Origin of the sequence: Streptomyces sp. ALI-76-A (assembly GCF_030287445.1) — a bacterium.
Taxonomy (GTDB): Bacteria; Actinomycetota; Actinomycetes; order Streptomycetales; family Streptomycetaceae; genus Streptomyces.
This window is the reverse complement of sequence record NZ_JASVWB010000002.1, coordinates 7,168,694-7,194,180: the sequence shown is the minus strand read 5'-3', so window position 1 is coordinate 7,194,180 and position 25,487 is coordinate 7,168,694. Positions and strand designations below refer to the sequence as shown.

Genomic DNA, 25,487 nt, shown 5'->3' with positions numbered 1-25,487 from the left:
GCTTTCTTCACCAGGGCGATCGACGACGTCCGGGTCGTGGACCGGGCGCTCACCGACGCGGGAGATCGCCGCGGGGACGGCACCGTCGGAGAACACGGTTCTGTGGCTGCCCATGGACCGGGTGAGCGTGACCCGCTAACGTCCCGGAGCGTGCCCGAGATCGGATCAGCACGACAGCGGACCGGCGTCGGGGCCGGCCTGCTGCTGGCCCTGGTTCTCACGGCGGTGCTGCTCATCGCGCTCCCCGACGACGGCCGACAGGAATCCGACGGCTGTGTACCGCACACCGTCGCCGCCTGGTCGGCCGACAACCGTCTGAACACCGAGTTCACGCGCTACGGCGACGACGCCGCCCGCACCGACGACTGGACCGGCGGCGACGGCACCCACTCGGTCCGGCTGCCGGACGGCCGGCTGCTGTGGCTCTTCTCCGACACCTACCTCGGCCAGGTGCACGGCCCGCCGAACCCGGTCGGCGAGTCCTACGCCTGGCGGGACGGCAGCGCGCCGCTGGTGCGCAACTCGGCCGTGGTGATGCGCGACGGCCGCCTGGAGAGCACACTCCCCGCGCCCCTCTTCCCGGACCCGGGCCCGGGCCAGTGGCGCTGGCCGGTCGGAGCCCGGGTCGAGCCCCGCTCCCCCGGCTCCTCCGAGCAGGTGCTGCGGGTGCTGCTGTGGGTGCGGACCGCGGGAGCGGCGCCCTGGGTGTACGGGGTGCCCACCGCCACCGAGGTCGCCACGCTCTCCCTGCCCGACCTGCGGGTGGAGTCCGTGGTCGAGGTGCTCGACCAGCGGACCGTGCGGGATCCGTCCCGGCGGGTGCTGTTCGGTACCACGCTGGTCGACGAGGGCGACTGGACGTACGTCTTCGGCGGCGACGACGGTCAGGCCGCGTCCCGGCCCGCCTCGCACGCGTACGTGGCGCGGATCCCCGAGGGCGGCCTCGGGGATCCGGCCGCGTGGGAGTACTGGGACGGCTCGGCCTGGGCGGCGCGCGCCCGCCCGGGTGCCGTGCTCGGGGACGGGCGGCGCACCGGGGTGGGCAGCGCGTTCTCGGTGGTGCGCCAGGGCGGGACGTACGTCCTGTTCACCATGGCGGCCGGGGCGCGCGGCCTGACCACGGTGACGTCGTACTGGGCCTGCTCCCCCACCGGGCCCTGGCACGGCCCGGCGAAGGACTTCACGCCCGCGCTGCCGCCCGGACAGGTCGCCGCGTACAACCCGCAGGCGCACCCGGAGCTGAGCGACGGCGGGCGGGTGGTGCTCAGCTACGACGTCAACTGGCTGGAGCTCACCGGGGCGGCCGCGCAGCTCAATCGGAACGTGTCGCTGTACCGACCGCGGTTCGTGACCCTGCGTCTGAAGCCGGCGGGGTGACCTCCTCGGGGGCGTCGCGCGAGCGGCGCTTGGCGATCACCGCGCACACCATCAGCTGCATCTGGTGGAAGAGCATCAGCGGCAGCACGGCCAGCGAGGCGTGCGCGCCGAACAGGACGCTGGCCATGGGCAGTCCGGAGGCGAGGGACTTCTTCGAGCCGGCGAACTGGATGGCGATCCGGTCCTCCCGGCCGAAGCGCAGCGCCTTGGCGCCGTACCAGGTCACCAGCAGCATCACGGCGAGCAGGACGGCCTCGACGGCCATCAGCCCGGCCAGCCTCAGGGGGCTGACCTGGTGCCAGATGCCCTGGACCATGCCCTCGCTGAACGCGGTGTAGACGACGAGCAGGATGGAGCCGCGGTCGACCAGGCCGAGGACCTTCTTGTGCCGGGTGACGAAACCGCCGATCCAGCGGCGCAGCAGCTGCCCGGCGAGGAACGGCACGAGCAGCTGGAGCACGATCTCCAGGACCGAGTCGGCCGAGAATCCGCCGCCGCTGCCGAGCAGGGCCGCGGCCAGCAGCGGGGTGACGACGATGCCGACCAGGGAGGAGAAGGAGCCGGCGCAGATCGCCGCGGGCACGTTCCCGCGGGCCATGGAGGTGAAGGCGATCGACGACTGGATGGTCGACGGGACGAGGGTGAGGAAGAGCAGTCCCTGGTAGAGCGGGTGGGTCAGGAACACCGGAACGAGTCCGCGGGCGGCGAGACCGAGCAGCGGGAAGACGACGAACGTGCAGGCCAGCACCGTGACGTGGAGCCGCCAGTGCTTGAGCCCGTCGAGTGCCTCCCGGGTGGACAGGCGGGCCCCGTACAGGAAGAAGAGGAAGGCGATGGCGGCCGTGGAGGCGCCGGAGGCCACGTCGGCGCCCGTCCCGCGCGCGGGGAGGAGAGCCGCGAGACCCACCGTCCCGAGCAGCAGCAGGATGTACGGGTCGATCGGCATCCAACTCGGCCAACGCAGGCGTTTCACGGTGCTCCACTTGCTTGTCGCTTCGTTCGTCGCTGTGGGCGGACTCGTCCACCGGTGCTCCGGGTCACGGGTCCCCCTCTCATCGTGCTCCCTCACCGGGCGATCGGGAATCCGGCATACCGCTCTCACTGTCATCACGTTCCGCGATAGCGTGGGCCGCGTGTACGACCCCTCCCAGCTGCGCACGTTCCTGTCCGTGGCCCAGACGCTGAGCTTCACCCAGGCCGCCCGGCGCCTCGGCCTGCGCCAGTCCACGGTCAGCCAGCACGTGCGGCGGCTGGAGGACGCCACCGGTCGGCAGCTGTTCAGCCGGGACACGCACTCCGTGGAACTGACGGAGGACGGCGAGGCGATGCTCGGTTTCGCCCGGCGGATCCTGGAGGTGCACGAGCAGGCGACGACGTTCTTCGCCGGAACGCGGGTGCGGGGCCGGCTGCGCTTCGGCGCGTCGGAGGACTTCGTGCTGACCCGGCTGCCGGAGATCCTGGAGGCGTTCCGCTACGACCATCCCGAGGTCGACCTGGAGCTGACGGTCGAGCTGTCGGGCACGCTGCACGAGCAGCTGGCGGCCGGGAAGCTGGACCTGGTGCTGGCGAAGCGGCGCCCCGAGGACCCGCACGGCCGGCTGGTGTGGCGCGACACGCTGACGTGGATCGGCGCGGAGCGGCTGCGGCTGGACGCGGACCGTCCGGTGCCGCTGATCGTGTACCCGCCGCCGGGCATCACCCGGGCGCTCGCCCTGGAGGCGCTGGAGCGGCAGGGGCGGGCCTGGCGCGTCACCTGCACCAGCGGCAGCCTCAACGGGCTGATCGCGGCGGCCCGCGCCGGCCTCGGTGTGATGGCCCACTCCCGCGGCCTGATCCCGCCCGGCCTGGTGCGCGTCCCCGACCGGGCCGGGTTGCCGGAGCTCGGCCGGGTCGACTTCGTCCTGGCGCACGGGCGCCGCCGGACGGCCGCCCAGGGCGCCGCCGACGCGCTGGCGGCGGCCGTCCTGGCGGGCGGGGACCGGCTGCACCGGCGCTGAGGACCGGCGCGGCGCCCCGACCGGACACCGGGAGTCGTACAGATTCGGTGGAGATTACGGGACCGAAACTTACTCGGCCGTCAGTATTCTGTCCGGCCCTTCCCCATGTGAGCGCATTTCGCGTCACTGACCAGCGCATACATGAACACCGCTCGTGTTCGGCCCCCTCCCGCCCCGTTCCCGGGTGGGGTAGCTTTCACGGCCTGCGGGGAGCGCCACAAGAAGCCGGGAGCGGGGTTTGCGCGAGTTCACCAACCCTCCGTTGGCGTTGGCACCGCCGGTGGGCGGTCTGGCCGACGTCGTCTTCGAGCATGCCCGGCAGGACCCGCTGCACATCGCGCTCGGCCGCAAGGACGAGGACGGCCGGTGGCGCGACGTGACCGCCGCCGAGTTCCGCGACGAGGTCCTCGCCCTCGCCAAGGGCCTGCTCGCGCAGGGCATCCGGTTCGGCGACCGGGTCGCGATCATGTCCCGCACCCGCTACGAGTGGACGCTCTTCGACTTCGCGCTGTGGACGATCGGCGCCCAGGTGGTGCCGGTCTACCCCACCTCCTCGGCGGAACAGTGCTTCTGGATGCTGTACGACGCGGAGTGCACGGCGGCGGTCGTGGAGCACGAGGACCACGCGATGACGATCGCCACCGTCATCGACCGGCTGCCGCGGCTGGACCGGCTGTGGCAGCTGGACGAGGGCGCCGTGCGGGAGCTGTACGACGCCGGCGCCCACCTCGACGACGAGGTGGTCCACCGGCACCGGCAGGCGGTCACCCCGGACTCGGTCGCGACGATCATCTACACGTCCGGCACCACGGGCCGCCCCAAGGGCTGCGTCATCTCGCACGGCAACTTCATGTACGAGGCGGACACGGTCATCCAGCGCTGGGAGCCGGTGTTCCACTCCCGGAAGGGCGACCAGGCGGCCACCCTGCTTTTCCTGCCGCTCGCGCACGTCTTCGGGCGGATGGTCCAGATCGCCGGGATCCGCGGCAAGGTGAAGTTCGGCCACCAGCCGCAGCTGAACGCGGCCGCCCTGCTGCCCGACCTGGCCGCCTTCCAGCCGACGTTCTTCCTCGCCGTGCCGTACATCTTCGAGAAGGTGTTCAACTCCGCCCGCCGCAAGGCGGAGAAGGAGGGCAAGGGCGGCGCGTTCGAGAAGGCCGTCGAGGTCGCCGTGAAGTACGCGGACGCCATGGAGGCCAAGGCGTGGGGCATCGGCCCCGGGCCGTCGGCGGCCCTGCGCGTGCAGCACCAGCTGTTCGACAAGCTGGTGTACTCCAAGGTGCGCACCGCGATGGGCGGCCGTATCCGGCAGGCCATGTCGGGCGGTTCGGCGATGGACCGCAGGCTCGGCCTGTTCTGGGCGGGTGCGGGCGTGCACGTCTACGAGGGCTACGGACTCACCGAGACCACGGCCGCCGCGACCGCGAACCCGCCCGAGCGCACCCGCTACGGCACGGTCGGGCAGCCCATCCCGGGCATGACCGTGCACATCGCGGACGACGGGGAGATCTGGCTGCGCGGCGAGAACGTCTTCCAGGGCTACCTCAACAACCCCAAGGCCACCGACGAGGCGCTGCACGACGGCTGGCTGGCCACCGGCGACCTCGGCGCCCTCGACGTGGACGGCTACCTCACCATCACCGGCCGCAAGAAGGAGATCCTGGTCACCTCCGGCGGCAAGAGCGTCTCCCCCGGCCCGCTGGAGGAACGCGTCCGCGACCACCCGCTGGTCGCCCAGTGCATCGTCGTCGGCAACGACCGGCCGTACATCGCCGCGTTGGTCACCCTGGACCAGGAGGCCGTCGAGCACTGGCTGACGATGCGCGGCAAGGCACCGATGCCGGCCGCCCAGCTGGTGCGCGACGCGGATCTGGAGACCGAGGTCAGACGGGCCGTGGTCGCCGCCAACACGCTGGTCTCGCAGGCCGAGTCGATCCGCACCTTCCGTATCCTGGCCCAGCCCTTCACCGAGGAGCACGGGCTGCTGACGCCGTCGCTGAAGCTCAAGCGCAAGGCGATCGAGAACGCGTACGCCGATGAGGTCGAGGCGCTGTACCGAGCCTGAGGTTGTTCGAGGCCGATTCTCCGGTCAGGAATGCATCAGGGCTCGTGATCGTTGACGATGGGACGTGACATCTGACGACAACCGTAAGGATCAAGAGCTCGTGAGCAGCAAGGTCCCCCCGATCATCCTCAACAACGGCGTCGAGATGCCCCAGCTGGGCTTCGGCGTCTGGCAGGTGCCGGACGACGAGGCGGAGCGGGCGGTCGCCACCGCGCTGGAGGCCGGGTACCGCAGCATCGACACAGCGGCGATCTACGGCAACGAAGAGGGCACCGGCAAGGCCATCGCCACCGCCGGCCTTCCCCGCGAGGACGTCTTCGTCACCACCAAGCTCTGGAACAGCGACCAGGGCTACGACTCCACGCTGCGTGCCTTCGACACGTCGCTGGAGAAGCTGGGACTGGACCACGTCGACCTGTACCTGATCCACTGGCCGATGGCGTCCGCGGACAAGTACGTCGACACCTACAAGGCGTTCGAGAAGATCCTCGCCGACGGGCGCGCGCGGGCCATCGGTGTCTCCAACTTCCTTCCGGAGCACCTGGAGCGGCTGATCGGCGAGACGTCGGTGGTCCCGGCGGTGAACCAGATCGAGCTGCACCCGCACCTCCAGCAGCACGCCTGCCGTGAGTACCACGCGGAGCAGGGCATCGCCACCGAGGCCTGGTCGCCGCTCGGCCAGGGCAAGGGGCTGCTGGAGGTTCCGGCGATCGTGGCCATCGCGCGCAAGCACGAGCGCACCCCGGCCCAAATCGTGCTGCGCTGGCACCTCCAGCTCGGCAACGTGGTGATCCCCAAGTCCGTGACGCCGTCCCGGATCAAGGAGAACATCGAGGTGTTCGACTTCAGCCTGGACACCGAGGACCTGGCGGCGATCAGCGCGCTGGACGAGGACCGCCGTCTGGGTCCCGACCCGGCGACGTTCGGCGCGACCTGACCCACTCCGGCTGACGCGCCCGGCCCGGTCGAACGGACCGGGTCAGCCGGGCCTCGCGCCCCGGGACCGCCTTCACGGTCCCGGGGCGCTGTCGCGTCCGACCCCCGTACGGACGATTGCCGTGATCATGCCGAGGGTGCACCGTTGACCCCTCAGTCCAGGAAACTCTCCTGACAGAAGGGTCCCGCCGTGCGCTCCCGATCCCTGACCTTGTCCATGGCCTGCTCGGCCGCCCTGTTCCTTGCCGCGGTGCTCCCCGCGACCGCCTCCGGCGCCCCCGCACCGACGTCCGCCCGCGAGGGCACGGTCAGCGCCGCCGACCTGCTCGCCGAGGTGACGTCCTGCTCGCAGATCTCGAACGGCAGATACCGCACCGACGCGGACACCGCGCCGACGGTCCCCGTGTGCGGCAAGAACGGCGCGGTGTTCTGGAAGGCCGACATGGACATCGCCTGCGACGGACAGCGCACCGCGCACTGCAACGAGACCACCGACCCCTGGTTCCAGGCCGACACCGCCTTCCACCAGTCCGACGGCGGACCCCTGAGGTCGGACACCCTGCCGTACGTCGTCGTGCCCCGCGCCGGCGACCTCTGGAATCACGCGGGCGCGGGCATCCGGGGCGGCGGTGTCGTCGCGGTGATCCACGGCGACCAGGTGCGGTACGCCGTCGTCGGCGACACCGGCCCGGCGGAGATCATCGGCGAGGCGTCGTACGCCACCGCCGAGGCCCTCGGGATCGATCCGGACCCGGCGACCGGCGGCACCGACGCCGAGGTGACCTACCTCCTGTTCCGCGACTCCCGGGTGTCCCCCATCGAGAGCCACAGCGCCGCGGTGACCCTCGGTGACCGGCTGGCGCAGCGGTTCCTCCGGGACAACTGACCCCGCCCTCCTGTCAGTTGGGCTGCCCGATCGGCCGTACGACGACCGTGTTGACGTCGACTCCGGCGGGCTGCCCGAGGGCCCACACGATGGAGTCGGCGATCTGGCCGGCGGTGAGCAGCCGACCGGGCGGCAGACTGCCGTAGCTGTCCCAGAAGGGGGTCTCCACCCGGCCGGGCGCGATCAGCGTCACGCCCACCCCGAACTCGGTCACCTCGCGGCGGGTGTTCTCGGCGAGACCGGTCACCGCCCACTTCGTCGCCCCGTAGATGTTGCCCGGCGTGGGCACGAACCCGGCGACACTGCCGACCAGCACGATCCGCCCGTGGGTCTCCTTCAGGGCGTCGATCGACGCGCGGACGAGCAGCGCGGGCCCGAGCACGTTGGTCAGCACCATCTCGGTCCAGCCGGCCGGGTCCCCCTCGGCGACCGAGTCGTGGGTGGCGAATCCGGCGTTGGCGACGACGGTGTCCAGCCGGCCGTACTCCTTGAGCGTACGGCCGACGGCCGACCGTACCTGGTCGTAGTCGGCCGCGTCGCCGACGAGCGTCAGCAGCTCATCGGGGTCGCCGAGTTCCGCCGCGAAGGCGCGCAGCCGCTCCTCGCCGCGGCCGGTGACGGCCACCCGCTGCCCGGCGTCCAGCAGCCGCCGGGCGACCGCGGCGCCGATACCGCTGCCCCCGCCGGTGATGAGCGTGACCGGAGAGTCGGTCATGAGTTCCCCCTGGTGTTCCTCGGTGTGCCGAGATGGTCCTCGGTGTCCTGAACGGACGGGGGAAGTCCATCAGTTGGAGCACTCTCGAAGTCAAGGGCGTCGGACGTGGGCGGGGGCGGCGGTCGGCGGTGCGGTTCTCAGGCGGTGCGGTTCTCAGGCGGTGCGCACCGCCGTGTACACCGTGTGCGCCGCCAGCAGGAAGACGTCCGGTCGCCGGTGCACGCTCGCGGGGTCGGCGGGGTCGAGGAGCCGGGCGAGGGTGGCGAGGTCGGTGGCGTCCAGGTCGTCGCCGAAGGCGTCCCGCAGGCGGGACAGGGAGACGGCGATGTGGGCGCGGGCCCGGTCCGTGGTCGGTGCGGGCAGGTCGAGCAGGAAGCTGCGCGTGCCGGTGTGCCGGAGACCCGCGGCGGCCAGCAGAGCAGGCCAGTCCTCGGTCTCGGGGACCGTGCCGGGCAGGTCCGCGCGCATGCGGGCGAACCGCTCCTCCTCCAGCGCGTCCAGCCGCGCCTGAAGTCCTGGACGGCCGATGCCGATGTCGCGGGGCAGGAAGCGGGCGGGCAGACCGCCTTCCAGGAGCGCGAGGGTGCCGCCGGACGCGAGCCGCGCGGCGAAGGCGGCGAGGGCGGCCCGCTGGTCGCCGAGGTGGTGCAGACTGCGGCTGGCCCACAGCAGGTCGACGGGGTACTCCAGGTCGTCCAGTACACCGGGCAGTTCACCGGCGAGGGTGCCGAAGCGGTCGGCCACGCCGAGCCGTACGGCCCGGGCGCGGGCCCGTTCCAGCAGCGGCTCGGAGCCGTCCACGGCGATGACCCGGGCGCCGGGGAAGGCGTCGGCGAGCAGGCAGGAGACGACACCGGGTCCGCTGCCCGCGTCGACGATCAGTCCGGGCTCGGTCTGCTTGTGCCCGAGCCATGCGAGAGCTCTCTCGTACAGGGGCGTGAACAGCTCCGCCTCGGACTCGAGCAGCGGGGCCATCTCGCCCCAGTCGATGTCGCCATGGTCGTGACGGTGGTCCGGGTGGTGGCTGTGGGGGTGGTCCGGGTGCGGGTCGTGGTGGTGGTCGTGCGCCATGGTGGTCAGCCTCTCGTCGCGATGAGGCCAGCGTGCGCCGACCCACCGTGACGGGGCCACCGAACTTGCCGCGACGGCAAAAACGAGCTACGTCCCGGGCACCTTCCGGGGCACGGGAACCGCTCGGCCGTGGCGTGCGTGATGCGCCGGGTCCGGCCGGTGACGGCCGGCCCCGGCGCATCGCCTCAGGGCGCTACAGCGCCGGGTAGGCGTTCTTCATGAGCTCCTGGAACTGTGCCGAGAACCAGTGCCCCGACAGCGGGGAGTCCGGCAGAGCGCCGGACGGGTTGTTGCCGTTGCGCGGGTTGCCCTTGTAGGCAGGGTCGCACATCCCGTCGAAACCCTTGCCCTCGTCGTTCTCGATGAACTTGCTCGAACCGTCGGACTCGCCCGGAGGCTTCATCCACACGTACGCGTCGATCCCGGTGGCCGGGTTGGCCTTCGGGCGCTCACCGAGGCCGGCGCCGGCCTGGTTGCACCAGTTGCCGATGTGGATGCGGCGGTCGTAGCGGCCGCCTTCGACGTAGGTGTCCACGGTGGTCGTGGCGCCCGGGCCGGCGGGCCGGGCGGCGCCGCCCCAGCCGTTGCGGGAGGTGTCGATCAGCATGCCGATGCCGGAGTTGAAGCCGATGCTGACCAGCTGGTTGCGGAAGGCCTGGGCGAACGACAGCTCGTCCACGTACCGGTTCCAGTCGACCCACTTCGACTCGCGGACCGACTTGCCGGCCACGTTGTCGTTGATGGTGAAGTTGTTCTCCTTCAGGGCGCTGTAGTTGGCCGTGTTGGTGATGAAGCCGTGGACGTCGTTGACGGTGGCGCCCTCCGTGGTGGCCGCCTCCTTGAACAGGGCGGCGCTGGGGGCGAAGTTGTCGTCCCAGCCGATCCAGCCGTGGTGGCCCGCGTCGATGTAGTTGTAGACGTTGGGCGCGTCACCGAGCTTGTTCAGGGCGTAGCCGACGCCCTTCTGGTAGTTGCCGTTGGCCTTCATCACGTCGCACTGCGGCGTTGCCGTGGGGCGGCTGCCGGTGTTGGTGACGAGGTTGGGCAGCGAGTCGATCTCGATGGTGTTGACGATCCGCAGCCCGGCGTACTTGGGGTCGGCGAGGATGGCCGCGATCGGATCGATGTACTGCGTCTTGTACTTGTCGATCTCCGTCGGGCCGAGTTCACCATTGGAGGCGAGCGCGGCGCAGTCGCGTCCGGGCAGGTTGTAGATGACCAGCTGGACGACGAGTTCGCCGGAGCCCTTCTGTGTCAGCGCCGTGTCGAGGTGGTCGCGCAGGCCCATGCCGCCGTTGACGCCGTTGATCGCGGCGATCCGGTCCAGCCACACACCGGTGGGCTGGTTGGAGATGCGGGTGCCGCCCGGCTCGGCGGCGGCCTTCGCGGACCACTCCGGGTTGACGTACACCTTGGCGCCGGCGTACGGGTTGTCGACCTTCGGGCCGGCGGGGTCCGGCGGGTCGGTGGGGCCGCCACCGCCGTCGTCGACGTTGCAGGTCACGCCGTCGAGAGTGAAGGTGGCCGGGACCGCGTTGGTGCCGCTGTAGGTGCCCTGGAAGCCGAAGCTGGCCGAACCGCCCGTCGCCAGTGTGCCGTTGTAGCTCTCGTTGGCCGCGGTGACGGCGGCCCCGCTCTGGCTGAGCTTGGCGTTCCAGCCGCTGGTGACCTTCTGGTCACCGGCGTACGACCACTTCAGCGACCAACTCGACTTGGCCGCACTGTTGTTGGTGACCGTGACGGCGGCGGTGAAGCCGGTGGACCACTGGTTCTGCACCTTGTAGTCGACGGTGCAGGGGACGGCGGCGGCGCCTACGCCGTCCGGTACGACGGCGAACGCCGTCCCGGAGGCCCCGGCGACCAGCGCCAGGGCAGCGAGCATCGCGGTTCTGGTACGACTCATGAGTGCGGGTTCCTTCTCGGTTGCGAATGACTCAGTTGCGGGTGTCGGCCGTTCGGGGCGCGCGGAGGATCACGCGGCCCGGTGTCGTACGCGGTGGACGTACCGTCGTGACGGTGGGCGGGGCGGGACCGTGGGTGCGGCTCTTCGTGTTCTGGTCCGGCCCAGGGTGTTCCTGGTTCAGCCCAGGTGGGACAGGGCGCGGTCGTCGCGGTTCGCGGACGCGAGTTCGCCGTCGGCCGGGAACAGGCGGGTGACGCCGGTGGCGCGTGGGGCGTCGACGGGGCGCGGGTCGAGCATCGGTGTCGTGCCGTGCGCCTCGGCCTTCGTCACCAGGTCCTCGACGGCGCGGATGTGGTTCGCCCCCGCGTACGTGGCCTTCCCGCCCTGGCCGGCCCGGTGACCGCTCGCGCGGCCGAGGGTCGGGGGCTGGTGGCGGAGTGCTCCGCCGGGCGGGCGGGTACGGCGCGGGACGCCGTGGCCACCGGCGCCGTCACGGTCCCGGGGAGGGCGACCGCGCCGGCGACGGCTGGGAGTACTGAACGCGGGGGGTGTCGCATGAGCGACTCCTTGCAGATCAGACGTGTCGTGACGGACGCGTCGACTGATGGAACCGCTCCCACTGGTGTCACCGAAGCTAGCGCCAAGTGTCGGCAAAGAACAGAGGAGTTGCTGACTTTCCCTCAACAACGATCGTCGAATCTTTTCGACTCTTCAAGCACCTTGACCGCTCTCACCCCCGTCCGCACTATGGGAGCGCTCCCACTGGTTCAAGCCTTGACTTCTCCGAGCCGCAAGGAGGAACCAGCACATGCCCCCGAGAAAGAGACGCCGGGCCGCTCGGCGTATGTGGACCGCCGTCACGGCGGCCCTCGCCCTTCCGTTCACGATGCTGAGCACGGGTTCAACTCCTGCCCAAGCGGCTCCAGTTCAGTGCAGCGTCGACTACAAGACCAACGACTGGGGCTCCGGTTTCACCGCGGACGTCACGATCACCAACCGCGGCACGGACGCCATCTCCGGCTGGACCCTGACGTACGGCTACGCCGGCAACCAGAAGCTGTCCGGCACCGGCTGGAACGGCACCTGGTCCCAGTCCGGCCAGGCGATCACGGTGAAGAACGCCTCACACAACGCCACGATCGCACCCGGCGCCGCCGCCTCCACCGGCGCGCAGTTCACCTACAGCGGCACCAATGCCGCGCCGGCCGGCTTCGCCGTGAACGGCACCAGTTGTGTCGGCGCGCACCAGCCGCCCATCACCGTGCTGACCAGCCCCGCCGCGGGCGCGGTCTACACGCAGGGTGACGCGGTCCCGCTGGCGGCGACCGCCGCCGCGGCGGACAACGCGACGATCAGCAAGGTGGAGTTCTACGACGACACCAGGCTGCTGGGCACGGACACGAGCGCGCCCTACTCACTGTCCGCCTCTGGGTTGACCGTGGGCAGTCATTCGCTGCTGGCGAAGGCCTACGACAGTCTGGGCGCGTCCGCGGAGTCCACTCCGGTGGGCATCACGGTCGCCGCGGGTCCCACCGTGGTGGCCTCCACCAACCAGCTGGCCGTCCAGCAGGGCAAGACAGGCACGTACGACGTGAAGCTGTCGACCCGGCCGGCCGCCAACGTGACGGTCACGACGGCCCGCACCGGTGGCAACTCCGGCCTGTCGGTGACCGGCGGGGCCTCGCTCACCTTCACACCGTCGAACTGGAACACCGCGCAGAAGGTGACCGTCACGGCCAACTCCACCGGGACCGGCGCGGCGACCTTCGAGTCGACGGCCACCGGCCACGGCAAGGCGTCGGTGACGGTCACCCAGATCGCGGCGTCGAAGGCGTACGACGCCCGGTTCCTGGAGCTGTACGGGAAGATCACCAACCCGGCCAACGGCTACTTCTCGCCCGAGGGCATCCCGTACCACTCGGTCGAGACGCTGATCGTCGAGGCACCGGACCACGGCCACCAGACCACGTCGGAGGCGTACAGCTACCTCCTGTGGCTCCAGGCCATGTACGGCAAGGTCACCGGCGACTGGACCAAGTTCAACGGCGCCTGGGAGATCATGGAGAAGTTCATGATCCCGACCCGCGCCGACCAGCCGACGAACTCCTTCTACAACGCCTCCAAGCCGGCGACCTACGCCCCGGAGCTGGACACTCCGGCCGAGTACCCGGCGAAGCTGGACTCGGCGGTGCCGGTCGGCACCGACCCGATCGCCGGTGAACTGAAGTCCGCCTACGGCACCGACGACGTCTACGGCATGCACTGGCTGCAGGACGTCGACAACGTCTACGGCTACGGCAACTCGCCCGGCAAGTGCGAGGCGGGGCCGACGGACACCGGACCGTCGTACATCAACACCTTCCAGCGCGGCGCGCAGGAGTCGGTGTGGGAGACGGTGCCGCAGCCGACCTGTGACGCCTTCAAGTACGGCGGCAAGAACGGGTACCTGGACCTGTTCACGGGTGACGCCTCGTACGCCAAGCAGTGGAAGTTCACCAACGCCCCGGACGCCGACGCACGCGCGGTGCAGGCCGCGTACTGGGCCGACAAGTGGGCGGACGCCCAGGGCAAGGGCGGTGAGATCTCCGCGACCGTCGCCAAGGCCGCGAAGATGGGCGACTACCTGCGTTACTCCATGTACGACAAGTACTTCAAGAAGATCGGCAACTGCGTCGGGCCGTCCACCTGTGCGGCCGGCACCGGCAAGGACGCCTCGATGTACCTGATGTCCTGGTACTACGCCTGGGGCGGCGCCACTGACACCTCGGCCGGCTGGGCCTGGCGCATCGGCTCCAGCCACGCGCACGGCGGCTACCAGAACCCGCTGGCCGCCTACGCGCTGAGCAGTTACGCCGACCTGAAGCCCAAGTCGGCGACGGGACAGGCCGACTGGGCCAAGTCGCTCGACCGGCAGCTGGAGTTCTACCGCTGGCTGCAGTCGGACGAGGGTGCCATCGCGGGCGGCGCCACCAACAGCTGGGCGGGCCGGTACGCGACGCCGCCGGCCGGGAAGTCGACGTTCTACGGCATGTACTACGACCAGCAGCCCGTCTACCACGACCCGCCGTCCAACCAGTGGTTCGGCTTCCAGGCGTGGTCGATGGAGCGGGTGGCCGAGTACTACCAGCAGACGGGTGACGCCAAGGCCAAGGTCGTCCTCGACAAGTGGGTCGACTGGGCGCTGGCCCACACCACGATCAACCCGGACGGCACCTACCGGGTTCCCTCCACGCTCCAGTGGTCGGGTCAGCCCGACACCTGGAACGCGTCGAACCCGGGTGCCAACAGCGGCCTGCACGTCACCGTCGCGGACTACACCAACGACGTCGGTGTGGCCGCCGCGTACGCCAAGACCCTGACGTACTACGCGGACCGCTCCGGTGACACCCAGGCGGCCACGACGGCCAAGGCGCTCCTCGACGGCATGTGGGACAACCACCAGGACAGCCTGGGCATCGCCGTCCCGGAGACCCGCGCCGACTACAACCGCTTCGACGACCGCGTCCCCGTTCCGGCCGGCTGGACCGGCACCATGCCGAACGGCGACCCGATCAACTCCTCGTCCACCTTCGACTCCATCCGGTCCTTCTACGAGGACGACCCGGCCTGGTCCAAGATCGAGGCCTACCTGGCGGGCGGCGCCGCGCCCTCCTTCACGTACCACCGGTTCTGGGCCCAGGCGGACATCGCCCTGGCCATGGGCTCGTACGCGGAGCTTCTCGAATAGTCCCCGCCGGGCGTTCCGCGGGACGGGCGGTGTTCGGCTGCGGGCCGTGTGGCTGGTCGCGCAGTACCCCGCGCCCCTTCGAGGGGCGCGGGAGCTCACCGCACTTCTCCGGAACCGCTTGAAGGCTCCGCGTACGCGGCCTCGTCACCTGACGACGAGGCCACCTGGCCGGGCGGCCCCCACCCGCACGGGGGGCCGCCCGGTCCTCGCACGCTCCCCTCCTGAACGGCCCTCCCCCCAGGGGCTCCGCAAGGCCCTCCCGAAAGGAAGGTCCCCCACCGTGCGAAGAACCCGCATCCTCACGGCCGTGCTGGCACTGGCGGCCGGCCTGCTGGCGGGCACCCCGCCCGCACTGGCCGCCGGTCCCGAGCAGGCGGCGATCGCCGCCGACACGTACACCTGGAAGAACGCGCGCGTCGACGGAGGCGGTTTCGTCCCCGGCATCGTCTTCAACCGCACGGAGAAGGACCTGGCCTACGCCCGCACCGACATCGGCGGCGCCTACCGCTGGCAGCAGTCCACGAAGACCTGGACCCCGCTGCTGGACTCGGTCGGCTGGGACGACTGGGGACACACGGGCGTGGTGAGCCTGGCCTCCGACTCCGTGAACCCGGACAGGGTGTACGCGGCGGTCGGCACGTACACCAACAGCTGGGACCCGGGGAACGGGGCCGTCATGCGCTCCGCCGACCGGGGCGCGAGCTGGCAGAAGACGGACCTGCCGTTCAAGCTCGGCGGCAACATGCCCGGCCGGGGCATGGGCGAGCGCCTGGCGGTCGACCCGAACCGCAACAGCGTGCTGTACCTGGGCGCGCCGAGCGGCAGGGGCCTGTGGCGGTCGACGGACTCCGGGGTCACCTGGTCGCAGGTGACGAACTTCCCCAACGTCGGCGACTACGCGCAGGATCCGAGCGACACCAGTGGCTACGCGAGCGACAACCAGGGCATCGTGTGGGTCACCTTCGACGAGTCCACGGGCACGTCGGGCGCCGCGACGAAGACGATCTACGTCGGGGTCGCCGACCAGGACAACGCGGTGTACCGGTCGACGGACGCGGGCGCGACCTGGAGCCGGCTGGCGGGACAGCCGTCGGGGTACCTCGCGCACAAGGGCGTACTGGACACGAGGAACGGCCACCTGTACCTCGCGTACAGCGACAAGGGCGGTCCGTACGACGGCGGCAAGGGCCGGCTGTGGCGGTACGCGACCGCGACGGGCGCCTGGACGGACATCAGCCCGGTCGCCGAGGCCGACACCTACTACGGCTTCAGCGGGCTGACGGTGGACCGGCAGAAACCCGGCACCCTGATGGCCACCGCCTACAGTTCCTGGTGGCCGGACACCCAGATCTTCCGGTCCACGGACAGCGGCGCGACCTGGACGAAGGCGTGGGACTACACGTCGTATCCCACCCGCGCGAACCGTTACACGATGGACGTCTCGTCCTCCCCGTGGCTGACCTGGGGCGCGAACCCGTCGCCGCCGGAGGAGACGCCGAAGCTGGGCTGGATGACGGAGTCGCTGGAGATCGACCCGTTCGACTCGGACCGGATGATGTACGGGACGGGTGCGACGGTCTACGGCACGGAGAACCTCACCGCCTGGGACCGCGGCGGCACGTTCGCCATCAGGCCGATGGTGCGGGGCCTGGAGGAGACGGCGGTCAACGACCTCGCCTCTCCACCGTCCGGGGCCCCGCTGCTCAGCGCGCTCGGTGACATCGGCGGGTTCCGGCACACGGACCTGACGAAGGTCCCGTCGATGATGTTCACCTCGCCGAACTTCACCACCACGACCAGCCTGGACTTCGCCGAGGCGAATCCGAACACGGTCGTCCGCGTCGGCAACCTCGACTCGGGGCCGCACATCGCGTTCTCCACGGACAACGGGGCCAACTGGTTCGCGGGCAGCGACCCGTCGGGCGTGAGCGGGGGCGGCACGGTCGCGGCGGCGGCCGACGGCAGCCGGTTCGTGTGGAGCCCGGCCGGCACCGGCGTGCAGTACGCCACCGGCTTCGGCACCTCCTGGGCCGCCTCCAGCGGCATACCGGCGGGTGCGGTCATCGAGTCCGACCGGGTCGACCCGAAGACCTTCTACGGCTTCAAGTCCGGTAAGTTCTACGTCAGTTCGGACGGCGGCGCGACCTTCACGGCGTCCTCGGCGGCCGGTCTGCCGAGCGGTGACAGCGTGCGTTTCAAGGCACTGCCCGGCGCGAAGGGCGATGTGTGGCTGGCCGGCGGCGCGAGCGACGGCGCGTACGGGCTGTGGCACTCCACCGACGGCGGCGCCGGCTTCACCAAGCTGCCGGGCGTCGAGCAGGCGGACACGATCGGTTTCGGCAAGGCCGCGCCGGGAGCGTCCTACCAGACACTGTTCACCAGTGCGAAGATCGGCGGTGTCCGAGGGATCTTCCGCTCCACCGACAAGGGCGCGACCTGGACCCGGATCAACGACGACGCCCACCAGTGGGGCTGGACGGGTGCGGCGATCACCGGTGACCCGCGGGTGTACGGCCGGGTGTACGTGGCGACCAACGGCCGCGGGGTCATCTACGGCGACAGCTCCGACACCGGCGGTGGCACGGACCCGGGACCGGACCCCGCTCCGACCGGCGCCTGCGCGGTGACGTACAAGGTCACCAACCAGTGGTCGGGCGGTTTCCAGGCCGACGTGCGGCTCGCCAACACCGGGTCGAGCGCCTGGAACGGCTGGTCACTCGGCTGGGCCTTCACCGAGGGCCAGAAGGTCACCCAGGCCTGGAACGCCGAGACCGCGCAGTCCGGTACGGCGGTGACGGCGAGGAACGTCGGCTGGAACGGAACGGTGGCGGCGGGCTCGTCGGTGAGCTTCGGGTTCACGGGGAGCTGGTCGGGCACGAACACGAAACCGGCGGCGTTCAAGCTGGGCGACCGGACCTGCGCGGTGAGCTGAGGCCGTGAGCGCCCCCGTCCGAACCGGCGCCGGACGGGGGTCCGCAGCGGCTACGCGACGCTGCCGGTGAAGATCGTCGCTTCCGACTCGAAGTCCGGAGCGACCTCCACCTGCAACAGCTTCTCTCCCTTGGGGAGTTCGCAGCCCCAGGGCACGTTGAGGGACCGGCCGGCCAGGAGCCGGGTGTCGGGTCCGCCACCGAGACCCGCCTCGGTGTCGAAGATCGCCTCGCTGCCGCGTCCGTCCGCGCCGTACGAGCAGTTGACGGTCAGCATGGTGGCGTCGAGGGTCCGGTCGCCGCCGTTCTTGAGCTTCACCGTGAACTTCACGTACGGCGTGTCCTCCGGTGACGCCCACTCGCTCGACACCCCGCGGGTGAATCCCGAGAGGCTGACGTCCACGTCGTTCTCGTAGGTGACGATGTCGTCGAAGGCGTAGACGCCGTCGTCGGTGTCCTCGGGCGCCGGTTCGGACGGGCCGTCCTCGGCTGCCGCGGCGGCGTCGTCGGCGGACACGGTCCTGGTGACGGTGACCGTGGGTGCGGGCTTCGCCTCGTCGCCGATCTCGGAGCCCACCACGGCGCCGGTGGCGATGATGGTGACGACGACGGCCGCTCCCACCCCGAGGACGATCGCGTTGGCGGGGCCCTTCTTCTGCTCGGGCGGCGTCGGCGGGGGCGGGAAGCCCGGCATGGGTGGCTGCGGGATGTGCTGGCTCATGGTCCCCCCAGGGATGGTGCTGTTGACGTGCGCATCATCCCTCGGGAAGCCGTTCGTACGGAGTTCTCGTGATGAAAACGTGTTCCCGATGAATGGGCCTCGGCCATGAGGTGGGGCGCGCCGGCGCTTGTCCCGTCGCCTGTCGCAACAAGACGGGCCGCCGCCGGGAGTCGGCAACAGGCTCTGACCTGCAAGTCGACAAGCGACGAGCTAGTAGTTCGTCACCTCGACGGGGTCGGACACAGTGAAGACGCGCGAGTCGGACGACGCTCTTCAGCCCCAATCCTCCCCAGAGGCAGGGGATCACGAGGGAGGCGCCCTCCGGATGACCTCCGAAGGGCGCCTTGACGGTCCGGCGACAGGACTCCTTCTACCAGCTCACGGGGTGTAGACCGTCGGCCGCGGTGCCGTCGCCATGCCGTTGCCGAGGAAGAAGCTCGGGTGCGGCGGCTGGTTGTACGCGGTGTTCTGCCAGGCCAGTGCCGTGCGGTACATCGTGTCGTGCAGCAGCGTGGTGATCCTGGTGCTGGTCTCGACCGGTGTCGAGTAGACCCTCAGGGCGGTGTTGTCCGACGTCGGCCAGACGACCTCCTCGCGCCAGTCGCCCAGGATGTCCCCGGACAGGGACGGGGTGGCCTTGGTGCCGTTGTTGGAGTGGACACCGGAGCCGGTCAGCAGGCGGGTGTCGCCGGACGTGCCGTACTTGTCGACGCGGGTGCCGTCGAGGAGTTCGCGGACCGGGTCGCCGTCCCACCAGCTCAGGAAGTTGACGCTGGAGGGCTCCCGGCCGAGGGAGGCTCCGGTCGCCGAGCGCAGGGTGGTGTCCGAGGCGGACCAGGCCTCGGCGCCCGCGCTGCCGGCGTGGATGTCCGCGGCGACCCCGCGGCCGTTGTCGGCGCCGGACGCCGTCTGCCACAGGATCTGGCCCGTGCGGGCGTCCGCCATCCACGAGCCGGGCTTGCTGGTGTCCTCGGACACCTTGAAGTACTCCAGGCCCGCCCGGGACGGGTTGAGGTCCCCGACGTGTCCCGCGTCGCCGTGGCCGAGTCTGGTCGTCCACAGGCCGTTGCCGTTGTCGTCGACGGTCATGGCGCCGTACACGATCTCGTCCTTGCCGTCGGCGTCGACGTCGGCGACGGACAGGCTGTGGTTGCCCTGACCGTCGTAGCCCTTGCCGTTGTTGGTGGAGGAGGAGGTGTCGAAGGTCCAGCGGCGGGCGAAGGCGCCGCCCCGCCAGTCCCAGGCGGCGATCACCGAGCGGGTGTAGTAGCCGCGCGCCATGATGAGCGAGGGCCGGGCGCCGTCCAGGTACGCCGTTCCCGCGAGGAAGCGGTCGACGCGGTTGCCGTAGGAGTCGCCCCAGGAGGAGACCGTGCCGCGCGCCGGGACGTAGTCGACGCTCTGCATGGCCTTGCCGGTCCGGCCGTCGAACATGGTCAGGAACTCGGGGCCGGACAGCACGTAGCCGCCGGAGTTGCGGTGGTCGGCCGACGAGCTGCCGATGACCGCGCCGGTGCCGTCCTTGGTGCCGTCGGCGGTCTTCATGGCGACCTCGGCCTTGCCGTCACCGTCGTAGTCGTACGCCTGGAACTGCGTGTAGTGGGCGCCGGAGCGGATGTTGCGGCCGAGGTCGACGCGCCACAGGCGGGTGCCGTCGAGCTTGACGCCGTCGACGAAGGTGTTGCCGGTGTAGCCGGACTGGGAGTTGTCCTTGGCGTTGGTGGGCTGCCACTTGAGGACGAAGTCGAGGGCGCCGTCGCCGTCGAGGTCGGCGACGGAGGCGTCGTTGGCCTCGTAGGTGTAGGCGACGCCGTCGGGAGTGGTGCCGCCGGCGGGCGGGGTGATCGGAACGTCCTTGTAGCCGGTGCGGAGCTGGACCGCGTGGACGGAGTCGGCCTGTTCCACACCGCCGACGACCGCGCGGACCGTGTAGTCGGCCTGGGCGGGCGCGCCGGAGTGGAAGTAGTTCGTGGAGCCGCTGACCGGGTTGGAGTTGACCTTGGTACCGGCCCGGTAGACGTTGAAGGACACGTCGTTCGGGTCGGTGCCGAGCCAGCGCCAGCTGATCAGGTTGCCGGCGTCGGTGTGCACGCTGACGAGACCGCGGTCGAGCTTCTCGACCTGGCGGGCGGTGGCGGCCTCGGCGGGGCCGGTGCCGATCGTGGCGGTGAGTCCGGCACCGACGAGAGCGGAGACGGCGACGGCCGCGGACAGGAGCACGCGGCGTCTGCGGTGACGGCGGGGGCGCGGGCCGGGGCGCGGCTCGGGCCGTGGGCCGGGATGCGGGTTCGGCTGCGGGTTCTGCACGGGGGCGAACCTCCTGGGAGGACGGGCGGGTTCCGTTCTCCTCAGTCGCCACCACGGGGGCTGGGGTTGCCGGTCTGCCGGGTCGAGGTTGCGCTGTCGGCCCGGAGCCGCGCCGGGTCTCTCGGCGGAGGTTGGGCCGGGTCCCTCGGCGGAGGTTGGGCCGGGGCCCTCGGCGGAGGTTGCGCCGGGTCCCTGCCAGCCGAGGGCGCCGAGCCTGTCGGCCCGGGGCCCCGCCGGATCCCTCGGCGGAGGTTTTGCGCCGGGGCCCTCGGCGGAGATTGCGCCGGGTCCCTGGAACCGAGGGCGCCGAGTCTGTCGGCTCATGGAGAGCGCAGCCGCAGCGGCAGATTGGTCGCGGTGTCGGTCCTGGGGGCGCCGAGTACCTCGGCCAGGGTTGCGGCGAGCCCGGCCCCGGGTTGGGTCGGGGCCCTCGGCGGAGGTTGCGCCGGGTCCGGGAACCGAGGCCGCCGAGTCTGTCGGCTCATGGAGAGCGCAGCCGCAGCGGCAGATTGGTCGCGGTGTCGGTCCTGGGGGCGCCGAGTACCTCGGCCAGGGTTGCGCCGGGGCCCTCGGCGGAGGTTGCGCCGGATCTCTCGTACCGAGGTCACCGAGTCTGTCGGCTCATGGAGACGGGTCGGGCTGTCGGTCCGGGGGCGCCGAGTACCTCGGCCGCGGTTGTGCCGGGGTGCCTTCCGCGAGGGGTGGTGCGCTGCCCCGTCCGCCCCGGGACGCCCCCCCTCGCCCCTTCGTACCGGCATCGCCGCGGTACTCAGCCGGGGCGTCGATCCGGCTTCGTGAACGACAGCAGCCTGAACACGGGGTCCGCGCGCGGGCGGTCCTGGTCGGGGAGGCCGGCGAGGCGCGCGGCGAAGGTGTCGATGCGCGGGTCGCCGGGCGGGAGACGGGTGAACCAGCCGCGCCGCAGGTCCGCGACGGTGCTACGGGGGCTACGGCCCTGGCCGTGCCCGGGGAAACGGGCCCGGTCGGCGGGGACCAGGCCGTGGGCGACGGCGTACGCCGTGACCGCCGGGCCGCTGTCCCGGGCGGGCCGGCGCGGGCGCGGGGCGAGGACGGCGTCGATGTCGCTGCCCACGTCGTGCGCGGCGGCCTTGTCGACCGTGGTGACGTACACACCGCCGGGCCGCAGGACCCGGGCGCATTCGGCGACGACGGCCCGCGCGTCGTCGGCGGTGTCGAGCAGGTGCAGCAGCCACACACTGGTGACGGCGTCGAACGTCCGGTCGGGGAACGGCAGTCGGCGGCTGTCCGCCAGGACGATCGCCCCGGGCATGCGCACGGCGGCCGTGCGGGCCATGCCGTACGCCAGGTCCGCGCCGGTCACCCGCAGGCCGGGGCGGGCAGCGGCGAGCCGCCGGGTGACGATCCCGGTGCCGCAGGCGACGTCGAGGAGCCGGCGGGCCCGCTCGGGGACCAGGCGGAGCACGGTGTCGGCGGCCGCGGCGGCTCTGGGCTCGCCGCCGCGGGAGGCGTCGTAGGCGTCGGCCTCCTTGTCGTAGTCGAGCACCGCGTCACCGGGCTCCGTGGCCGGGGGCGAGGTCCTCCACCTTCCGCGCGAGCTCGAAGTCCAGCTCGGTGACGGCACCGCCGACGCTGTGCGTGTGGACACTCACGGACACCGTGTTGTAGCCGAGGGTGAGGTCGGAGTGGTGGTCGAGCTCCTCCTGCACCCGGGCGATGTGGACGACCATCGCGGTGGCGGCGAAGTGCGTGCCGAGCCGGTAGGTGCGGGTGAGCCGGTCGCCGTCGAGCGACCAGCCCGGCAGCTCCGCCAGCCGGTCCTCGATCTCCTTCTGGGACAGGGGTTCGACGGGCATGGCCTGGTTCCTTCCTGGGCGCCGGGTACGTCTTCAGCGTGCCACAGCTGTGCCGCCGGGGCCCCTGGTCAGGAGGGCGCCGGGGGTCGGGCGCGCATGCCCTGGGCCGCGAGGTCGTCGGTGAGCACGGCGGCGCGGGCGCGGCCCTCGACCCGCTGGACCCCCTCGGCCGTGAGCAGGGGCATCTGCGTGTCGTCGCTGACCAGACCCACCGCACCGTGCGCGCCCGGCACGAAGCTCCGGTCACCCCGCGCGGTCCGTGGGCCGCACGGATCTCGCTGACCAGACCCACCGCACCGTGCCCGCCCGGCACGAAGCTCCGGTCACCCCGCGCGGTCCGTGGGCCGCACGGATCATCCGGCCGAGGGAGGAGAACTCGACCGGTGGCCAAGGCGTCACCGACCGCCCCACCCGGCGGGCAGCCCCCACCCGGGCGCGGTACACCGCCGCGTCTCCAGGGCCCCCGGTCCGTTCATGCGCCCACTCCCCGACTCCGGGTGACCGTTCCTCGGCTACGGTCGGGTGCATGACCACTGTCGCGTCCGGTGACACCGCGCCGTTCGGCGCCCCCCAGGGCCAGGGCATCGGCCCGCTGCTACGCGCCTGGCGGGAGCGACGGCGGGTGAGCCAGCTGGAGTTGGCGCTACGGGCGGACTCCTCGGCCCGGCACATCAGCTTCGTCGAGACGGGCCGCTCCCGGCCGAGCGAGGAACTGCTGCTCAGGCTGGCCGAGCACCTGGACGTACCCGTGCGTGAGCGCAACGCGCTGCTGCTGGCGGCCGGTTACGCGCCCCGCTACCCGGAGACCCCGCTGGACGACCCGGCGCTGGACGCCCTGCGCGAGGGCATGGAGCGCCTGATCCAGGGCTACGAGCCCTACCCGGCGCTGGTGGTCGACGCGCTCTACAACGTCGTCGTGGCCAACCGGGGCATCCTGATGCTGCTGGACGGCGTCTCGCCGTCCCTGCTCACGCGGCCGCTGAACGCGATGCGGCTGACCCTGCACCCGGAGGGCCTGGCCCCGCGGATCCGCAATCTGCGTGAGTGGCGCGGGCATCTGCTCGACCAGATGGGCCGGCAGATCGCCCTGCACCGCTCGCCGGAGCTGCGGGCGCTGTACGAGGAGGTCGCGGCGTACCCGGTGCCGGAGGAGGGGGCCGAGGAGGAGCCGGGCGGCGAGCCGGTCCCGTACTTCGCGCTGCCGATGCGGATCGAGCACGAGGGGCGGACGCTGTCCTTCATCTCCTCCATCGCTACCTTCAACACCCCGATGGACGTGACCGTCGCCGAGCTGGCCATCGAGACGCTGCTCCCGGCCGACCCGGCGACGGTCAAGTACCTTCACTCGCTGCTGCCCTGACGGAGCCTCAGGGCCCCGTACTGCAACGCGGCGAACCCGGCCACGGTGAGCGCCTGGAGCACGGTCCACACGGTGCCCGCCGTGGTCGGTGACAGCCACAGGCCGAGGGCGGCCAGGCTCAGCACCGCCCAGGCCAGGTTGGCCTCCACCACCGCCCGGACCGGCAGCGCGGCGGGACGGGCGCGGGCGGCGAGCAGGCCGACGGCCGCCGCGTACACCGTGAGGAACGCCCCGAGAGCGAGCAGCAGCCGGGTGCCGGTGCCGAGGAAGTCCCCCAGCGGGCCGGCGGCGGCGAGGTAGGCGATCCCGTTCACGCCGGTCACCACCGCGTCCAGGGCGAGGAGGCGACGCAGCACGGCGTGCGGGTCGGAGGTCCGGGCGAGCGTGGTGAGCTGGGTCGCGGACATGACGCGTCACCTTCCGTCGTGGTCGGGTCGAGGCAGCGGGATCCCGTTCCCGGATCCCCGTGGCCGCCGGACAGGGGCCCGGATCCCGGGCCGGAGTGCGCCGGCCCGGAACCCGGTGCCGTCACGATCCCGCGTACCGCCGGCGGCGTCGATTACCCCCGGGGTAATGGCGTCCGGGCCGGCCCGCCGCCGCGCGGCGCGACCGGTGTGGTGTGTGGCGCGGCCTCGGTCCGGAGAGACTGATGAGACCGGGAGCGGAACATGACACACTGCACGCGAACTTCGACGCGTAGGGGAGGCGTGGCGTGAGTGAGCGGCGTCCCGCGCCCACGGTGGGTCAGGTGGTGCTCGGCAGACGCCTGCAGGAACTGCGGGAGGCGGCCGGCCTCAGACGGGAGGAGGCCGCGCAGGTACTGCGGGTGGCCCCCGCGACGGTACGGCGGATGGAGACGGCCGACGTCGCGCTGAAGATCCCCTATGTGCAGGTGCTGCTGGAGACGTACGGCGTGTCCGAGGACGAGTCGGCTTCGTTCGTCGCGCTGGCCGAGGAGGCGAACCAGCCGGGCTGGTGGCAGCGCTTCCACGACGTGCTGCCGGACTGGTTCAGCCTGTACGTGAGCCTGGAGGGCGCCGCCCGGATCATCCGTTCGTACGAGCCGCACTTCGTGCCCGGTCTGCTCCAGACCGAGGACTACGCGCGTGCCGTGCTGGAGGCCGGGACGATCGGGCAGGCGGGTGGGGAGACGATCGAGCGGCACGTGTCGCTGCGGATGGCCCGGCAGCAGCTGCTGGAACGGCAGGATCCGCCCCACCTGTGGGTGATCATGGACGAGACGGTGCTGCGGCGGCCGGTGAGCATCCGCGGCGAGGTCATGCGCGACCAGCTGGACAAGCTCCTCCGGTTCGCCGAGCGCGACCGGGTCACGCTACAGGTCGCGGAGTTCGCGAAGGGCCCGCATCCGGGCACGTACGCGCCCTTCTCGCTGTTCCGTTTCGCCGAGCCGCAGCTGCCCGACATGGTGTTCACCGAGTACCTCACCGGCGCGCTGTACCTCGACTCCCGCAAGGAGGTCGCCACCCATCTGGAGGTCCTGGACCACATGTCCGCGGGGGCGGCCTCGGCGGAGCGCACGAGGGAACTGCTGCGGGAGCGCCGCGCGGACTTCTGAGCCGCGTACGGCACCTTCGGGATGCTCCTGGCCCGGGTGATCCCGTTCCGCGGGGGCGGCCGGGGCCCGGGGACGTGGCGG

The 25,487-nt window shown here is 71.5% G+C and carries 20 protein-coding genes; 9 read left to right on the top strand and 11 right to left on the bottom strand.

Annotated elements, in window-relative coordinates; genetic code table 11:
• Positions 1-150 precede the first annotated feature (150 nt).
• Complete coding sequence (locus QQS16_RS32800) at positions 151-1,377, top strand: DUF5005 domain-containing protein (protein WP_286065680.1); 1,227 nt, start codon at positions 151-153, stop codon at positions 1,375-1,377.
• Here QQS16_RS32800 and QQS16_RS32795 read toward each other — a convergent pair.
• Complete coding sequence (locus QQS16_RS32795; protein ID WP_286066530.1) at positions 1,313-2,323, bottom strand: bile acid:sodium symporter family protein; 1,011 nt, start codon at positions 2,321-2,323, stop codon at positions 1,313-1,315. The two genes, QQS16_RS32800 and QQS16_RS32795, sit on opposite strands and share 65 nt — an antisense overlap.
• Positions 2,324-2,510: 187 nt before the next feature.
• Between QQS16_RS32795 and QQS16_RS32790 the strand changes: the two genes are divergently transcribed.
• The 4 genes from QQS16_RS32790 (at position 2,511) to QQS16_RS32775 (ending at position 7,261) form a co-directional block, all read left to right on the top strand.
• Entirely contained in the window at positions 2,511-3,374 is an 864-nt protein-coding gene (locus tag QQS16_RS32790; protein WP_286065679.1) for a LysR substrate-binding domain-containing protein, read from the top strand.
• Between the two features lie 238 nt (positions 3,375-3,612).
• Positions 3,613-5,439, top strand: a complete 1,827-nt coding sequence (locus QQS16_RS32785) for an AMP-dependent synthetase/ligase (RefSeq protein ID WP_286065678.1) — start codon at positions 3,613-3,615, stop codon at positions 5,437-5,439.
• Between the two features lie 100 nt (positions 5,440-5,539).
• Positions 5,540-6,376 (top strand): aldo/keto reductase, encoded by an 837-nt coding sequence (locus tag QQS16_RS32780; RefSeq protein WP_286065677.1) that lies wholly within the window; start codon positions 5,540-5,542, stop codon positions 6,374-6,376.
• A gap of 189 nt (positions 6,377-6,565) precedes the next feature.
• Positions 6,566-7,261, top strand: coding sequence for a glycoside hydrolase family 75 protein (locus QQS16_RS32775; protein WP_286065676.1), 696 nt, complete (start codon positions 6,566-6,568; stop codon positions 7,259-7,261).
• Between the two features lie 13 nt (positions 7,262-7,274).
• On the opposite strand, the gene QQS16_RS32770 is transcribed toward QQS16_RS32775, so the two are convergent.
• From QQS16_RS32770 to QQS16_RS32755, 4 genes are all read right to left on the bottom strand, one after another.
• On the bottom strand, positions 7,275-7,976 hold the full coding sequence (locus QQS16_RS32770; RefSeq protein WP_286065675.1) for an SDR family oxidoreductase: 702 nt from the start codon (positions 7,974-7,976) through the stop codon (positions 7,275-7,277).
• A 153-nt stretch (positions 7,977-8,129) separates the two neighbouring features.
• Entirely contained in the window at positions 8,130-9,047 is a 918-nt protein-coding gene (locus QQS16_RS32765; RefSeq protein ID WP_286065674.1) for a class I SAM-dependent methyltransferase, read from the bottom strand.
• Between the two features lie 193 nt (positions 9,048-9,240).
• Complete coding sequence (locus tag QQS16_RS32760) at positions 9,241-10,950, bottom strand: glycoside hydrolase family 6 protein (protein WP_286065673.1); 1,710 nt, start codon at positions 10,948-10,950, stop codon at positions 9,241-9,243.
• 177 nt (positions 10,951-11,127) lie between these two features.
• Complete coding sequence (locus QQS16_RS32755; protein WP_286065672.1) at positions 11,128-11,280, bottom strand: hypothetical protein; 153 nt, start codon at positions 11,278-11,280, stop codon at positions 11,128-11,130.
• Between the two features lie 478 nt (positions 11,281-11,758).
• Here QQS16_RS32755 and QQS16_RS32750 point away from each other — a divergent pair, with 478 nt between their 5' ends.
• Both QQS16_RS32750 and QQS16_RS32745 read left to right on the top strand, forming a co-directional pair.
• Positions 11,759-14,677: a glycoside hydrolase family 48 protein gene (locus QQS16_RS32750; RefSeq protein WP_286065671.1), complete on the top strand. Its 2,919-nt coding sequence runs from the start codon at positions 11,759-11,761 to the stop codon at positions 14,675-14,677.
• Positions 14,678-14,957: 280 nt separating this feature from the next.
• A complete protein-coding gene (locus tag QQS16_RS32745; protein WP_286065670.1) occupies positions 14,958-17,609 on the top strand; it encodes a cellulose binding domain-containing protein in 2,652 nt (883 codons plus the stop codon).
• 50 nt (positions 17,610-17,659) lie between these two features.
• On the opposite strand, the gene QQS16_RS32740 is transcribed toward QQS16_RS32745, so the two are convergent.
• From QQS16_RS32740 to QQS16_RS32720, 5 genes are all read right to left on the bottom strand, one after another.
• Positions 17,660-18,328, bottom strand: a complete 669-nt coding sequence (locus tag QQS16_RS32740) for a hypothetical protein (protein ID WP_286065669.1) — start codon at positions 18,326-18,328, stop codon at positions 17,660-17,662.
• Between the two features lie 378 nt (positions 18,329-18,706).
• Positions 18,707-20,635 (bottom strand): rhamnogalacturonan lyase, encoded by a 1,929-nt coding sequence (locus QQS16_RS32735; protein ID WP_502963867.1) that lies wholly within the window; start codon positions 20,633-20,635, stop codon positions 18,707-18,709.
• Positions 20,636-21,404: 769 nt separating this feature from the next.
• On the bottom strand, positions 21,405-22,160 hold the full coding sequence (locus tag QQS16_RS32730) for a class I SAM-dependent methyltransferase (protein WP_286065668.1): 756 nt from the start codon (positions 22,158-22,160) through the stop codon (positions 21,405-21,407).
• A 4-nt stretch (positions 22,161-22,164) separates the two neighbouring features.
• A complete protein-coding gene (locus QQS16_RS32725) occupies positions 22,165-22,470 on the bottom strand; it encodes a 4a-hydroxytetrahydrobiopterin dehydratase (RefSeq protein WP_286065667.1) in 306 nt (101 codons plus the stop codon).
• Between the two features lie 68 nt (positions 22,471-22,538).
• Positions 22,539-22,703: a hypothetical protein gene (locus QQS16_RS32720; protein WP_286065666.1), complete on the bottom strand. Its 165-nt coding sequence runs from the start codon at positions 22,701-22,703 to the stop codon at positions 22,539-22,541.
• Between the two features lie 293 nt (positions 22,704-22,996).
• On the opposite strand from QQS16_RS32720, the gene QQS16_RS32715 reads away from it, so the two are divergent.
• A complete protein-coding gene (locus QQS16_RS32715) occupies positions 22,997-23,830 on the top strand; it encodes a helix-turn-helix domain-containing protein (protein ID WP_286065665.1) in 834 nt (277 codons plus the stop codon).
• Here QQS16_RS32715 and QQS16_RS32710 read toward each other — a convergent pair.
• Positions 23,812-24,237, bottom strand: a complete 426-nt coding sequence (locus QQS16_RS32710) for a hypothetical protein (protein ID WP_286065664.1) — start codon at positions 24,235-24,237, stop codon at positions 23,812-23,814. The genes QQS16_RS32715 and QQS16_RS32710 overlap by 19 nt on opposite strands.
• A gap of 305 nt (positions 24,238-24,542) precedes the next feature.
• Here QQS16_RS32710 and QQS16_RS32705 point away from each other — a divergent pair, with 305 nt between their 5' ends.
• Positions 24,543-25,406, top strand: coding sequence for a Sco1979 family transcriptional regulator (locus QQS16_RS32705; RefSeq protein WP_286065662.1), 864 nt, complete (start codon positions 24,543-24,545; stop codon positions 25,404-25,406).
• The last annotated feature ends 81 nt before the right edge of the window (positions 25,407-25,487 follow it).